This window comes from Verrucomicrobiota bacterium, assembly GCA_027622555.1.
GTDB lineage: Bacteria > Verrucomicrobiota > Verrucomicrobiia > Opitutales > UBA2995 > UBA2995.
In genome coordinates this window covers 1-14,053 of record JAQBYJ010000036.1, presented here as the reverse complement: position 1 = coordinate 14,053, position 14,053 = coordinate 1, and the positions used below count along the sequence as shown (strand labels likewise).

Below are 14,053 nucleotides of genomic sequence, written 5' to 3'. Positions count from 1 at the left end.
ATCATGGATCTAAATCTGACAGAAAGCGAACAGCAGTTCCGCGATGAACTTCGCGCGTGGCTGAAAGAAAATCTCCCCGAAAAGCCATTCAAGGCAAAGAATGATCACGACCCCGATTACTGGAACAACCTCAGAGCCTGGCAAAATAAAATGTTCGAAGGAGGTTGGGCAGGAGTAACCTGGCCTAAAGAATTCGGCGGAAGAGGCACTACCCCTATAGAGGCGGGAATTTATATGGAGGAAATGGCCGCCTTCGACGCCCCGGAACGTGTCGGAACAATCGGAGAAGGACTAATCGGTCCAACCATAATGGCCGAGGGCAGCGAAGAACAAAAAGAGTTCTTCCTTCCCCGGATTCTGAACGGAACGCACATTTGGTGTCAGGGATTTTCAGAACCAAACTCTGGGAGTGATGTTGCATCACTGGGGACCAAGGCTGTCCGGGAAGGAGATGAATTTATCGTAAACGGTCAAAAGATTTGGACCAGTTATGCGGCAGAGGCCGACTGGTGTTTACTGCTCGTCCGAACTGATAACGATGTTCCCAAGCACAAGGGAATCAGTGCATTACTCGTCGATATGAAGAGCGAAGGCGTATCCGTCAGACCTCTCCGCCAAATGTCTGGTGAATCTGCTTTCAACGAAATGTTTTTTACCAACGTCCGCGTGCCGGCAAAAAACCTGATCGGCGAACTCAACGATGGATGGCGAATCACCATTACCACTTTAATGAATGAGCGAACCAATCTTGGTTCATCCTTTTATATTCGGTTCAAGAAAAGCCTGGATTCGTTGATCCAGCTCATGAAGGAAAGAAAATCGGGTGGGAAACGCTTGATTGATGATCCGATCAACCGCCAAAAAATCGGGCAAATTTATACCGAGTTGGAGATTTTCAAACTAACCACGAATCGGGCTTTGTCTAAAATCACCAACAACGCCACACCAGGTCCCGAAGGATCAATTTTGAAGATCTTTTGGAGCGAAATGAATCAGCGCTTCGTGCAGGCCGCTATGGAAATACTCGGCGACGCAGCGCAACTTCACGATTTCGAAGACGGTTTTTGGGCGCACGCCTACCTACGTTCCCGAGGTAACACCATCGAAGCCGGCACCAGCGAAATCCAACGAAACATTATTGCTCAACGTGTTCTGGGACTGCCTCGCAGCTATTAACCAAGATTCTGAGATTCCAAGGAGCTAAGATTCTAAGAATACAAGAAAGGAAATATTATGAAGAAAAAAGGAATACAGACATATCGGGACTTAATCGTTTGGCAAAAATCTTTGGTGTTGGTAACATCCGTTTACCAAGCTACAAAAGATTTTCCATCAACCGAAATTTACGGACTCACATCGCAGATCCGACGTTCGGCTGTTTCCATTCCAAGTAACATCGCCGAAGGATACGGCAGGAAGTCAAATAAGGATTTTATACGGTTCCTCCAGATTTCGAAAGGCTCACTATTCGAGTTGCAAACCCAATGGGAAATATCAAGCAACTTACGATATTTGGAAAAAGGCGTTCTTAATGTATTTAATGCATCCACACTCGAAATTGAAAAAATGCTTAGCTCATTGATTTCCAAAATTCGTACCAATTCCGATAATGCAAACTAGCAAATATACTTACATTCTCAAATACTTAGAAACTAAATACCTCAGCAACTAAGAATCTATAATGACATGAATTTTGATCTATCTAAAACCCAAAAAATGTTGCAGGAATCTGCACGGACTTTCTTCCAACGGGAGTGCCCGATAACGAAGGTACGCGAAGTAATAGAATCCGAGCACGGAAATGATAAAGCACTCTGGAAGGGCGTAGCCGAACAGGGATGGACGGGATTGACGCTACCTGAAGGTTATGACGGCCTGGACCTGAGTCTCGTTGACCTGGCTGCCGTAGCGGAGGAAATGGGCCGAGCTTGTTTTCCATCACCCTTTATCGCATCCACCTGGGCTGCGTCTCTGATTGAGGCTTCCGGAAACGAGGAGCTTAAAGGAAAATTACTGCCTGGCCTGGCGCTGGGTGAATCGATCGCAACCGTTGCTATGCTGGAAGAGGGTTCCAACTGGGATTCGTCGACCGTTCAACTAAGTGCTGAAGCAGGTGACTCCGGTTTAGTTCTATCTGGTTCAAAAATCCTCGTCCTCGATGCAGCTTCGGCAAACACGATTCTGGTCGTTGCTCGACAAGGCGACGATTTAATCGTTGCTGCCGTGGATAGTTCGGCCGAAGGAATCACCATAAGCGCGACTTCAGGAATGGACCTCACTCGCCGTTACTATCAGGTCGATTTTGACAAGGTAGGTGCGCAAGTTTTAGTAAATGGAGTGGCAGCGGAAAACGCCCTAAAACGTTCAATGCAAGTCGGAATTATCGTCGCTTGTGCTGACATGCTCGGAGGAATGGAGTGGACGCTAAAAACAACGGTCGAATACGCACGTACCAGGCAGCAGTTTGATAAGCCCATTGGTTCATACCAAGCCGTGCAACACCAGTGCGCGGATATGTTACTGGCAAATGAAAGCGCGCGATCAGCCACCTACTATGCCGCCTGGGCTTTGAGTGAAAACGACCCTGCTGCCGACGAAGCGATCAGCATTGCCAAGGCCTATTGTTCAGAAGCCGCTCGCCTGGTGGGTAACTCGGGCATTCAAATTCACGGAGGTATAGGCTTCACATGGGAGCATGATCTTCACTTGTATTACAAACGGGCCAAATCGAATGAGCTTCTTTTTGGTGATCAATCCTATCATCGGGAACTTCTTGCTCAGCTCATCTTAGACGAATAATCTAATCTCAAACTGAATGAACAATGCCTTACTGATTACACTGCAGACGGCAGAGCAAGGATGCTCTAGCCCTACCATTCTGCACAAAAAGGCAGGGCGACTACGTCCTCGCAGTGCCGAGTCGAGGACGTGGTCTTGTCGAAAAACTAATTCTTTCTTTGTCACTTTTTTAATTCAATAAGATCCTAATCTCTTCTCTTTCAGTTTAACCCCAAATATTTGTCAATTGAACGCAGGACAACTAGCTTACGAAAACCTGGAGCGGTATGGTGAATACACTTGCCTGTATTTTGAAGGAGAGAGCTATACCAACATAGAACGCATGCACTATGCACAATGCCTGGCGTCAGTATTGCGTGGGAAGGGAGTGAAACCAGGCGATGTCGTGGCGGTTACCATGAATAACTGCCCAGAAGTAACATCTGCGTTCCAGGCTGCCTGGATTATCGGGGCTGTCATACTTCCCATTATGCCTCAGTTGGTTGCGTGCGAGCTGAACTATATTTTGGAACACTCCGAAGCGCGCCTGATTATAACCTCGGAAGAGTTGACCGCGAAAGTTGTGGAAGCAGCGAAAGGGTTAACAAGCTTGGAGCATATTCTGGTTACCGGAAATTGCGAAACTGAGCCAGCAAAAGATATACGGGAGGAGATCGAGGCAGCTTCACCTATTGAGGGATTACATGACCGAGCTTCCGACGATTTGGCTCTATTAGTCTATACTTCCGGCACTACCGGAAAGCCAAAAGGTGTGATGCAAAGTCATTACAATATCATTTCCAACGCGGAAGCTGGCGAACACCTTCTGATGACTGAGCCTAAAACCGTGACCCTAAACGTTCTTCCTCTGGCTCACGTTTATGGTGTGCTTATGATGAACATTGGAAGTTTAGTGGGGACCGTTAACGTGCTTCATCCGCAATTCGAAACCAAAAAAGTGTTCGAGGACATTGAGAAATTTCGCGTGCAGAGGATCAGCTTCGTTCCGACCATGTTTTCCTATCTGATCAATTTTCCAGATTTCGATAAGTATGATGTTTCCTCACTGGAACGAGTAAATTCCGGTGGCGCTCCACTACCGGATGAAGTGCGATTGGAATTTGAAGAGAAGTTCAACTGCGTGGTCACTGAAGGATGGGGACAATCGGAATCCACCTGTGTCATTTCTTCCTATCGTGAAGGAGAAGCCTTTCGTCCAGGATCTGCCGGTCGTGTAGTCGATGGAGTTGAAATTTGCGTTCAGGATGACAATAATGAAATTATTCCAACCGGCAGCACTGGCGAATTTTGCATAAAGGCTCCCTTTGTCATGAAGGGTTATTGGAAAAACGAGGAGGCTACCCGCAATACCATCATTGGTGGATGGCTCCATACCGGTGACATTGGCCACCTGGATGAAGATGGATATATTTTTATAACCGATCGAAAGAAGGACCTTATCATTAAAGGTGGTGAAAACATATCACCCAGAGAAATTGAGGAAGCCATATATCGACATCCTTCGGTAGCTGAATGTGCGGTGGTCGGCATCCCATGTAAAAAATTTGGCGAGGACATTTGCGCAGCAATTGCTCTGAGAAAGGGAGCTAAAGCTTCACAAGATGAAATCATCGAGCACACCAAATATTTCCTCAACAAATTCAAAGCACCAAGCCGTGTGTTTTTCCTCGATGAACTTCCCAAAAGCTCGGTCGGAAAACTACTTAAACGGGAAGTAAGAAAAATCGTTCTTCCTCTGCTGGAGGAATGATATCACCAACACCTTCCAAGAATTAAATTATGTCTCTAAAAAATAAAACACTTCTGATAAGTGGTGCCAGTCGGGGAATCGGCAAGGCTATCGCATTACGCGCGGCCCAAGATGGGGCAAATATAGCTGTGGTCGCCAAAACAGTGAAGCCTCACCCAAAACTGGAAGGAACGATTTACACGGCTGTCGATGAAATCAATGCCGCCGGAGGTCGAGGCTTGGCGTGTCAGGCAGACATTCGAGATGAAGAACAAGTGGCAGCCGCTGTGGAAAAAACAGTCGGTGAGTTCGGCGGCATCGACATTGTAGTGAACAATGCGAGCGCGATCCAACTGACCGGCACTTTGGACACGGCGATGAAGCGTTATGATCTGATGCATTCGGTGAATGTTCGTGGCACCTATCTTCTGACTCAAAAATGCCTTCCCTATTTATTAAAAGCAGACAATCCACACATCCTTACTATCTCACCTCCATTGAACCTCGAAGCGAAATGGTTTGGTCCGCACGTCGCCTATACCATGTCCAAATTTGGAATGAGTTTATGCATACTCGGATTTGCCGAAGAGTTTCGCAAACAGGGAGTGGCGGCGAATGCACTCTGGCCAAAAACCACCATCGCGACCGCTGCCATTCAAAATCTACTCGGGGGAGATGAACTAATGAAACGCAGCCGAAAACCGAGTATGATGGGCGATGCGGCTTATGCCATTATTACCCGTGACAGTCGTGATTGCACCGGCAATTTTTTCATCGACGAAGAGGCGCTGGCACAAGCTGGAATTACCGATCTAGACGATTATGCAGTGGAGAAAGGCGCAGAACTAGCCCCGGACTTTTTTGTGTGAAATCTATTCGGCAGCAAGCTACCTCCTACACCTCGAATCGCTTTCTAAATTGTAGGAGGTAGCTTGCTGCCGATCGGGATGTTTCCTTTTGTCACTATATTATCCCTGCCCTTCCCGCTGCACCCAGGCGCGCAAATCCCAGGGTTCATAGAGTGTCCAGATGTAATCAGTGCAGGCGGTCTCCCGAAGTTCATGAAAATTCTGCTTGTCTGCCTCGTCGATAAACTTCTGAAACACTGCTTCGCTGGGAAACTCTACTACGATAAAATATTCTCGGGATTGATCCTCATGCAGACGACGAATGGGTTTCCATCCAGAAGAGACAACTTTGCCTCCCAATCCATAAATTATTTTTCCAGCCTTAACGCTATAGTCCCGGTATTGATCCTCCTTGCCAGGCAGGAAATTAAAAACATTGAGTGCGTAGATCATAGTTCGAAGTGTTGAGAAAAGGTTTTATTAGAAAAAATCATTTATTCCTCCAATGCTAGCGTTTAATTCATCCGCTTGCATGGAAAAGGATTGGCATTCACTCATATCTAAGGATTAACTCTGTGTGGTTAATTTTCTAATACGCCCTGAACCCACACTATCTAAATTTCCAACCTCAGATCACCCTATGTCACAATTAAACGGAAAGACAGCCCTGGTTACGGGCGGCGGAACTGGTATCGGCGAAGCCATCGCAATCGACTTGGCGAAGGCCGGAGTGGAAGTCACTATTTGCGGCCGGCGTGCTGCACCTCTTGAAGATACGCTTGGCAAAATTACTGCAACCGGAGGCAAAGGCAGATTTTTCGTGACGGACATGACCGATCCGGAAGATATCGAGAAGCTTGCCAAAAATATTCTCGATCGAGGCGGAGTCGACATCCTGATCAACAATGCCGGATTCAGCTCAAAGGTCCGCAGCGCCCGCTTCATCGGCGCAGACGAATGGCGCGCAGTAATGGACGTCAACACCATGGGACCTGCAATCCTCACTCGCCATCTGCTCGATTCAATCATTGAGAAAGGTGCCGGAGATATCGTGATGATCTCTTCGATGGCGGCGTTAAAACCAAACATTCTAGCCGGAGTTGCCTATAGTGCTGCAAAGGTCGCGGCCAAAGCGTACATGGACGTTTTGCAGCAGGAAGTTAAAAAATATGGCATACGCTGCTTGACCGTCTATCCGGGCGAAGTGGACACGCCTATTTTGATCAATCGCGCGTTGGTGCCGGGTGAAGTAGAACGCGCACTGATGATGCAACCAGAAGATATCTCAGCTGCCGTGATGATGGCGTTATCGCTTCCGCATCGAGCCACCGTCGCGGAAATAGCAATCACTGCAACTGTTCAGCGTGATATGAGCGCAGACGTAGAAGCTGCCCTGAGCAAACAAACACCTGACGGCTAAACATGCCAAGAATAGTACAAATAGAAACAAGAGGCCGCTATCGAATCTTTTCCGATGCAACCACACGATGGAACGATAACGATCTCCACGGACACCTCAACAATGCGGTCTACAATGCCTGGATGGATACAGCCGTAACTGATCGATTTCGCGAATTCCTGCCAGGCTATCCCAACACACCTATCATGCCTGTAGCCGCGGAAACACAATTTACATTTCATCGCCCAATCACTCATCCAGCTGAGGTTGAAACGGGATTCCGGGTTAATCGACTTGGTAACAGTTCGGTCATCAGTGGCGTAGGTATTTTTCTACGCGGCGAATCGGAAGCAGCAGCTTGGGGTCATATTGTTCATGTCTGGGTTGAAAGGAAGACTAACAAACCTGTTCCTATGCCCGATATTGTTCGATGCGGACTATTGCCATTAGTTGTGGAAGGAATCTCTGGCTCGGTGTCGTGACTATTAATCCCCTCGAAAAGCTGGGCACCAGGCCCTAAATCACCGATCCAGGAACAACAGCTCGCTCGGCGATCGAACCCTACGCTTTTCGATAATATTGAGGTCAGGCAGGAATCAATCCAACCCGCTGACTGCTTTAATTTCCAAATAATCTTCAAAGCCATGCGCACCCCATTCGCGGCCATTGCCAGATTGTTTATATCCGCCGAAGGGCGTAAAACGATCACCCGCTTCACCGTTGATATTAATATTCCCAGCCCGAATTTTTGACGCGATATATCGAACGCGTTCCTTATCTTGACCCTGGATATAACCGGCCAATCCATAGGGTGTGTCGTTAGCTATTTCAATGGCCTCTTCATCAGATGAATAAGGCAATATCGAAAGCACGGGTCCGAAAATTTCTTCCTTCGCAATGGTCATACTGTTGTCGACATGACTAAAGACAGTCGGCTTAACAAAATATCCACGGTCGAGTCCTTCAGGTTTACCAACACCTCCGCAGACCAGGGTTGCTCCTTCTGCAATACCCTTCCCGATCAAGTCTTGTACCTTCTTAAATTGTACTTCACTCACCAGTGGACCCATGGTGGTCGTTTCTGAATTTGGATCCCCAACGGAAACCTTTGCGGCAGCCTTTCTTGCGATTTCAGCCGCCAGCTCCATTTTTTCGGCCGGGACCAACATTCGCGTCGGAGCGTTACAGGATTGGCCGGTGTTATTAAAAACACCAAAGGCTCCACGTTTAACCGCTTGCTCAAAACCGTCGTCATTAAGAATAATGTTGGCGGATTTTCCACCGAGTTCCTGAGTAACCCGTTTAATGGTTGGCGCTGCATTCTGAGCAACCAAGGACCCTGCGCGTGTCGATCCGGTAAACGACACCATATCGACACCTGGATGACAGGAGAGCATGGTACCAACACCCGGCCCGTCGCCGTTGACCAAATTAAACACACCAGCGGGAACACCTGCCTTATCCATAATCTCGGCGAAGATGTAAGCAGACAATGGGGCAATTTCCGAAGGCTTTAAAACCATTGTGCAACCGGTGGCTAATGCCGGTGCCACTTTACACGTGACCTGGTTCATCGGCCAGTTCCAGGGAGTAATCAACCCACAAACACCAATGGGTTCTTTGTAGACGCGACTATTTCCAACTTGCTCTTCAAACGCGTATTCTTTTAGCACAGTCAAGGCAGTCATGAGATGTCCCAGACCAGCCCCGGTTTGTGCTTTTTCAGACAAAGATTTTGGCGCACCCATTTCCTCACTAATGGCCGCTGCAATGTCGTTATATCGATTTTTGTATTCGGCGATAATAGCTTCAAACAACTCGATACGCTCTTCGCGCGAACTACTACCGTAAGACTTAAATGCCGTTCGAGCTGCACTCACCGCCGCATCGACATCCGCTTGGCCGCCCAATGAAATCTGCGCACAAACTGTTTCTGTGGCTGGGTTAAGAACATCAAAGGATCTACTTTCAGTAGGTGTGACCCACTCGCCGTTGATATAAAATTTTGTGTAGTTTCGCATATAGGGATTCCTTTTAGTGATTTCAACTCACGTTTGCCGCAATAGCAGGTCGGAGCAAATCAATTTGAAGATGGTGGCCAATTGTTACAAAGGGATTCAGGACCGACCTTGAAAACCTAAACAATTCGATCGCCATTACACTACTCGACAATTGACAACCCAGCAATGAACAAACAGAAAAAGCCATGTTTGATTTGACCGACCGCATAGCCCTTTTAACTGGATCATCAAGAGGAATGGGAGCCGCAATGGCCGAAGGCCTGGCCGAACAGGGCGCCAAGGTCGTGATCTCCAGCCGCAATTTGGAGGCCTGTGAAACAACCGCTCAAGCGATTAACGAAAAGCTAGGTCGAGAGGCCGCTGTTGCCATAGCCTGCAACGCAGGTTACAAGGAGCAGCTTCAAAGTCTGGTAGACGAAACCCACAACCGACTTGGAAAAATAGACATCCTCGTTGGCAACGCTGGGGTGAATCCCTACTACGGTCCAATGGGCGACATTCCGGATGAAGCGTACGAAAAGACTTTAAAAACCAATGTTCAGTCGAATCTCTGGCTCTGTAAAATGGTCAAAGCGGACATGGAAGAAAAGAAACGTGGATCGATTTTACTGACCGCGTCGGTTGGTGCGTTTGGTCCGTCCACGACCTTGGGAACCTATGGTATGTCGAAGATGGCGGTGATTTCCCTGGTTCGAAATTTAGCTGCCGAATGGGGACCACTCGGTATCCGCGTCAACGCGCTCTGTCCCGCTTTGGTCAAAACCGATTTTGCCAAAGCGCTTTGGGATAACCCGGGGGCCGCACAGAAAGTTATCGATCAAACACCCTTACGTCGTTTGGGGGAAGCGGATGACTTTAAAGGAATAGCAGCATTCATTGGTTCGGACGAAGCCAGTTGGATTACCGGACAGGCGCTCACGATCTGCGGCGGCACGCATATGTTTAAGTAGCTGGAAGTGCCCTCGCTATAACTTATACACGAAATCGCGTGGTTGATTAAATTCTTAGAACTTATGGCGGCAGAGCAGGGCTCCCATGTCATCTACCAATTAAGCTGAGAGTGGCAGGGCTACGGCGTCCTCGCAGCGCCGATTCAGAGTCTTTTTTTTGGAGGAGTTAATGTTCTTCTTTATTTTCCAATGTGGTAGTAAGGGTTTATCCCTCGATCTCTCGAAGACCTCACAACATAATCGGGGGATAAACCCCCTCCTACATTTCCTCGCTCTGCAACAGGGAACTTACCTCACGGCACGGATAATCCCAAGTTCCCTTCGCTACTGCTTGGAAATCCCGGAACGATTTCCTCGGAGAACAAACTTCTGGACTTTTCCCGTCGCCGTTTTCGGCAGTTCGTCGACAAAGGTGATCCACTGAGGCGCTTTGAAATGAGCGAGCCGCCCGCGCACAAATTGACGGAGCTCCTCTTCCTCTGCTGTTGCGCCACCCATAAGGACAACAAATGCATGCGGTGACTCGCCCCACTGCTCATGCGGCATGCCCACTACCGCGACCTCTTGCACGCTTGGGTGATGTAAGAGCGCACCTTCAACTTCAACGGAGGAGATATTTTCACCGCCGCTGATTATAACATCCTTTATGCGGTCGCGAACATCCATGTAGCCATCGGGGTGCACCACGGCAATATCTCCGCTGTGAAACCAACCATCTCGGATGGCGGCAGCAGTAGCATCCGGGTCATTGAAATAACCCTCCATGACGACGTTGCCGCGCACGACAATCTCGCCAGTGGTTTCTCCGTCGTGCGGAACTTCGCCACCCGAATCATCGACCACTCGAAGATCCCCTGATGTTAACAGCTCCACACCTTGCCGCGCTTTAATATTAGCTCGTTCCGATGAGGAAAATTTAGCATGTTCTGGCAGTGCCTCGCAAACCGAGATCAGTGGGGCAGTTTCGGTTAAACCGTAAACATGGGTGAGGTTCCACCCAAGATCGCTCTCGACGCGCTCGATCGTCGCTGCTGCCGGTGGCGCACCAGCTGTCAGCAACCGAATTCCGCGAGGAGCCTTTCGACGTAATTCCTCAGGTGTATTGGCAAGCGATATCAACACCGTAGGCGCAGCGCAAAAAAGACTAATTTTCTCTGTCTCCATGAGTTTGAATGCCGTCGCCGGTTCGACCTTTTCCATACAGACATGGGCGGCACCCCTCGCGGTAATGATCCACACAAAGGTCCAGCCGTTGGCATGGAACATCGGCAGCGTCCATAGGTAACGATCCGCTGCCGACACCGGAAAATGCAGCAACGTGCCAACTATATTAAGGTAGGCATTGCGATGGGTAATCATGACCCCTTTCGGCCGGGCGGTGGTACCGCTGGTATAGTTGATCGAAATGAGGTCATTTTCTTCAATAGCTACCGAATCAAAATCAGTTGTAGCGCCCGAGACAGCAGACTCATAATCAATCCACCCGTCGCGCACCCCGCTCAAAGCGACAAAGCAGTCCACCGAATTTAGCTCGCCCCGAATCTTGTCGATCATTTCCAGATAATCCGCATGGGCACAAACCACACGGGCGCCGCTGTGATTTATAACATAGGCAAAGTCCTCAGCTGTGAGACGAAAGTTGATCGGGACAACCACGGCGCCAATTTGCGGAACCGCATAATAAGCTTCCAATTTGGCGTGCGTGTTCGGCGAGATATAAGCAACGCGATCCCCTTTGCTAATGCCAAGCTTTTGTAGTGCCGACGACCAGCGATCACAACGGTCAAAGAATTCTTCGTAGGTCCAACGGTTCTGGCCATCGATAACGGCTTCTCGGCACGCATACAATCGCCGCGCTCGTCGGGCAAATTCAAGTGGGGTCAATGGAACTTCCATAAATGTGGAATGATTTGCTCCTGTGAAGTTGGCAAGAAAAGAACGTAATGAATTTAAATCGGCGTCCTCTTAAAAGAGCCGATCACTTGACGATAAATTTCAACTTGTTTTTCCCCGATGCTTGCTTGGGAGTTGGTGACTGAAGGGAAAGGTTGGAAATCCCAGAAATGATTTGATCAAGCAAACTCTGCTTAGGTAGGACACAGGGTATAGGAGGAGCTTCATTGGCGATTTGTAGCCGGTAAAAGATCGCAGCTGAAGCAGCTCCTACATGCTCCGAATTATATGCTGAATCATTGATTGAAATTGGACCTGTGCAGCGCCGTTTCCAAACTCAGATACCTCAATGCTTGCTGCGGGGAGGTTCAATCTTTCGGAGCCATTCACATTTTCATGGCTTCTGCCTCAGAAGTTTGCATATTAAACACTGAATATCCGTTAATGGATTTATGAACGTCTACACAATTACGATACTTATCAGTGTTCTGGCTTACGTAGTGGTCGGAAATTTCGTTGGTCGTAAGGTTAAAGGACTGGAGGATTACTTCGTCGTAAGCCGCCAGGCGCCGGTTCTCCTTATTGTTGGAACCCTGGTCGCAAGCTTTCTCAGCACCAACACCTTTATGGGCCAGGCGGGATTTAATTATGATAAGAACGCAGCCCTCGTTCTGGCCCCCGGAATCTTGTTATGTGGTTATATCTATGGTGCATTGTATTTCGGGAGATACCTTCGTCGCAGCCGCGCCCTAACCGTTGCAGAATATTTCGCAAAACGGTTTAACAGCAGAAGGGTACAAATAGTGGCCGGAATAACGGTCATCGTTGGTATCGGTTTTTACCTTATCGCCGTATCTCAGGCAGTCGCGCTGATAATCTCCAACCTCACACCCCTGACTTACAATCAGGCTCTCATCGTTGCTTGGGCGAGTTATACGTCGTTTACTTTGTACGCCGGATCCAGGGGCGTTGTAATAACCGATACAATGATGTTCATGTTGTTTTCTGTGGTCACACTTCTGGCTATGGTTGCTATCTTCAACGTGCATGGTGGATGGTTCGCGGCAATGGATGGTCTTGTCCACCTGGAAGGGAAAGAGGACCTCATGGCTTGGCATGGAATTACAGGCCCGGATCTGCAATTTCAAACGCCAGCAGATTTTCTGATCTGGTTCATCATTATCATGATAGCTTGGAGTTTCGTCACGGCAATCAGCCCGTGGCAATCGAGCCGTTACCTAATGGCGAAAAACGAACAGGTAGTACTGCGGTCAGCGTGTGCAGCTGCGATCTGTATCGGAGTGATTCAAGCGATGGTTTATGCAGCCGCACCTGTTGTGAACTTGAGTAATGCGGCGATTGAACCCAGAGATGAAGTTCTCGTCTGGGCGGCCCTCAACTTGATGTCCCCGTTGGTGGGCGCGTTGCTTCTTGCCGGACTGGTTGCAGCCGCACTGTCATCCGCATCCACCTTCCTTTCGCTTATCGGTTTCAACCTGAGTCATGACTTTCTTCATGAAAGAGGAAAAGACGATCGGGCCAAGTTGAAGTTCAGCCGGCAGATGATGTTGGTGTCTGGCTTGCTGATCTTGGTGGCGAGTCTGTCGCTCGAACAGAATATTTTTTGGTTCACCTATTTTGCCGGCACCTTGTTTGCCTCAGCTTGGGGACCGGTTGCCATCATGAGCGTTTGGAGTAGTCGAATAACAGCAAGCGCGGCCTTTTGGGGAATCACCTGTGGATTCCTTGGAAATAGTATTCCAAAACTCCTTGTCTCCCTGGATGTCATAAAGCTACCGGTATACCTGGACCCGATTGTTATAGGCGCGGTGATAAGTCTGGTTGTGGTGTTGATGGTTTCCAGCAAAACAACCGTCACTGAGGCAGAACGTAGTTACCGATTATCCATGCTGGAAACACCGAAAGAGGAACTGAATATTCAGGAGGCTAAAATAACAATGCGATATGCCTCCGCGGTGGGAGTATTTGGCATAGCAATGACCCTTATTATGCTCATTTTTTACGTGTCTCCTTATCAAAAAGCACTGGCTCCGGCTGGCGTAGATTATAGCTTCGACTGGTTCAGTGGTGAGGCAATTTTTGCGTTTGCTTGGGCGGTCCTATTTGTCTTTATAGGATGGTTGATGCACCGAGGCGTGCGTAAAGATTATGTTTCCAAGTGACATCTCCATCAAAAATATGAAGCACATCTTATCTCGTTTGACCGGCATTTCGATTTTCCTGACGGCGCCTGTTTTGCTGTGTACTCAATCCAACGGACAAAATACCGCGGTGCGGAACGATGTCCCGAGGGTTGGTCAGCAGGATGAAAAGGAAAAGGGTGAAAAGGAAAAGGGTCAGTGGTCAATAGTCAATTTTTTGAGGCGTTTGGCGTATGGGCACGATCCTTCCGC

The 14,053-nt window shown here is 48.5% G+C and carries 13 protein-coding genes; 10 read left to right on the top strand and 3 right to left on the bottom strand.

Annotation, left to right across the window (positions count from 1 at the left end; translation table 11 throughout):
- Positions 1 to 3: 3 nt before the first annotated feature.
- From O3C43_11330 to O3C43_11310, 5 genes are all read left to right on the top strand, one after another.
- Positions 4 to 1,176 (top strand): acyl-CoA dehydrogenase, encoded by a 1,173-nt coding sequence (locus tag O3C43_11330; GenBank protein ID MDA1067085.1) that lies wholly within the window; start codon positions 4 to 6, stop codon positions 1,174 to 1,176.
- A 72-nt stretch (positions 1,177 to 1,248) separates the two neighbouring features.
- The gene (locus O3C43_11325) at positions 1,249 to 1,620 is read left to right on the top strand and encodes a four helix bundle protein (GenBank protein ID MDA1067084.1); all 372 of its coding nucleotides are present in this window, start codon (positions 1,249 to 1,251) and stop codon (positions 1,618 to 1,620) included.
- A 66-nt stretch (positions 1,621 to 1,686) separates the two neighbouring features.
- Positions 1,687 to 2,799: an acyl-CoA/acyl-ACP dehydrogenase gene (locus tag O3C43_11320; GenBank protein ID MDA1067083.1), complete on the top strand. Its 1,113-nt coding sequence runs from the start codon at positions 1,687 to 1,689 to the stop codon at positions 2,797 to 2,799.
- A gap of 226 nt (positions 2,800 to 3,025) precedes the next feature.
- The gene (locus O3C43_11315) at positions 3,026 to 4,549 is read left to right on the top strand and encodes an AMP-binding protein (GenBank protein MDA1067082.1); all 1,524 of its coding nucleotides are present in this window, start codon (positions 3,026 to 3,028) and stop codon (positions 4,547 to 4,549) included.
- A gap of 26 nt (positions 4,550 to 4,575) precedes the next feature.
- Positions 4,576 to 5,397, top strand: a complete 822-nt coding sequence (locus tag O3C43_11310; GenBank protein MDA1067081.1) for an NAD(P)-dependent oxidoreductase — start codon at positions 4,576 to 4,578, stop codon at positions 5,395 to 5,397.
- 99 nt (positions 5,398 to 5,496) lie between these two features.
- Here the strand turns inward: O3C43_11310 and O3C43_11305 are convergent, their stop codons facing one another.
- Positions 5,497 to 5,829: a DUF1330 domain-containing protein gene (locus O3C43_11305; GenBank protein MDA1067080.1), complete on the bottom strand. Its 333-nt coding sequence runs from the start codon at positions 5,827 to 5,829 to the stop codon at positions 5,497 to 5,499.
- Between the two features lie 187 nt (positions 5,830 to 6,016).
- Between O3C43_11305 and O3C43_11300 the strand changes: the two genes are divergently transcribed.
- Complete coding sequence (locus O3C43_11300) at positions 6,017 to 6,796, top strand: SDR family NAD(P)-dependent oxidoreductase (GenBank protein ID MDA1067079.1); 780 nt, start codon at positions 6,017 to 6,019, stop codon at positions 6,794 to 6,796.
- Between the two features lie 2 nt (positions 6,797 to 6,798).
- Positions 6,799 to 7,257 carry a thioesterase family protein gene (locus tag O3C43_11295; protein ID MDA1067078.1) on the top strand — a complete coding sequence of 153 codons (459 nt, stop codon included), beginning with the start codon at positions 6,799 to 6,801 and terminating at the stop codon, positions 7,255 to 7,257.
- A 114-nt stretch (positions 7,258 to 7,371) separates the two neighbouring features.
- Here the strand turns inward: O3C43_11295 and O3C43_11290 are convergent, their stop codons facing one another.
- A complete protein-coding gene (locus O3C43_11290; GenBank protein MDA1067077.1) occupies positions 7,372 to 8,796 on the bottom strand; it encodes an aldehyde dehydrogenase family protein in 1,425 nt (474 codons plus the stop codon).
- 185 nt (positions 8,797 to 8,981) lie between these two features.
- Between O3C43_11290 and O3C43_11285 the strand changes: the two genes are divergently transcribed.
- The gene (locus O3C43_11285) at positions 8,982 to 9,746 is read left to right on the top strand and encodes an SDR family oxidoreductase (protein MDA1067076.1); all 765 of its coding nucleotides are present in this window, start codon (positions 8,982 to 8,984) and stop codon (positions 9,744 to 9,746) included.
- A 324-nt stretch (positions 9,747 to 10,070) separates the two neighbouring features.
- Here the strand turns inward: O3C43_11285 and O3C43_11280 are convergent, their stop codons facing one another.
- On the bottom strand, positions 10,071 to 11,642 hold the full coding sequence (locus O3C43_11280) for a long-chain-fatty-acid--CoA ligase (protein MDA1067075.1): 1,572 nt from the start codon (positions 11,640 to 11,642) through the stop codon (positions 10,071 to 10,073).
- Between the two features lie 449 nt (positions 11,643 to 12,091).
- On the opposite strand from O3C43_11280, the gene O3C43_11275 reads away from it, so the two are divergent.
- Together O3C43_11275 and O3C43_11270 are read left to right on the top strand one after the other, a co-directional pair.
- Positions 12,092 to 13,822, top strand: coding sequence for a sodium:solute symporter family protein (locus tag O3C43_11275; GenBank protein ID MDA1067074.1), 1,731 nt, complete (start codon positions 12,092 to 12,094; stop codon positions 13,820 to 13,822).
- A gap of 16 nt (positions 13,823 to 13,838) precedes the next feature.
- Positions 13,839 to 14,053 (top strand): hypothetical protein (locus O3C43_11270; protein MDA1067073.1); only part of this gene is annotated, 215 nt, incomplete at its 3' end.

Coding starts and splice junctions, on each gene's coding strand:
- O3C43_11290 (MDA1067077.1), bottom strand. CDS start 8,796: ATGCGAAACTACACAAAATTTTATATCAACGGCGAGTGGGTCACACCT.
- O3C43_11305 (MDA1067080.1), bottom strand. CDS start 5,829: ATGATCTACGCACTCAATGTTTTTAATTTCCTGCCTGGCAAGGAGGAT.
- O3C43_11295 (MDA1067078.1), top strand. CDS start 6,799: ATGCCAAGAATAGTACAAATAGAAACAAGAGGCCGCTATCGAATCTTT.
- O3C43_11285 (MDA1067076.1), top strand. CDS start 8,982: ATGTTTGATTTGACCGACCGCATAGCCCTTTTAACTGGATCATCAAGA.
- O3C43_11330 (MDA1067085.1), top strand. CDS start 4: ATGGATCTAAATCTGACAGAAAGCGAACAGCAGTTCCGCGATGAACTT.
- O3C43_11320 (MDA1067083.1), top strand. CDS start 1,687: ATGAATTTTGATCTATCTAAAACCCAAAAAATGTTGCAGGAATCTGCA.
- O3C43_11280 (MDA1067075.1), bottom strand. CDS start 11,642: ATGGAAGTTCCATTGACCCCACTTGAATTTGCCCGACGAGCGCGGCGA.
- O3C43_11300 (MDA1067079.1), top strand. CDS start 6,017: ATGTCACAATTAAACGGAAAGACAGCCCTGGTTACGGGCGGCGGAACT.
- O3C43_11275 (MDA1067074.1), top strand. CDS start 12,092: ATGAACGTCTACACAATTACGATACTTATCAGTGTTCTGGCTTACGTA.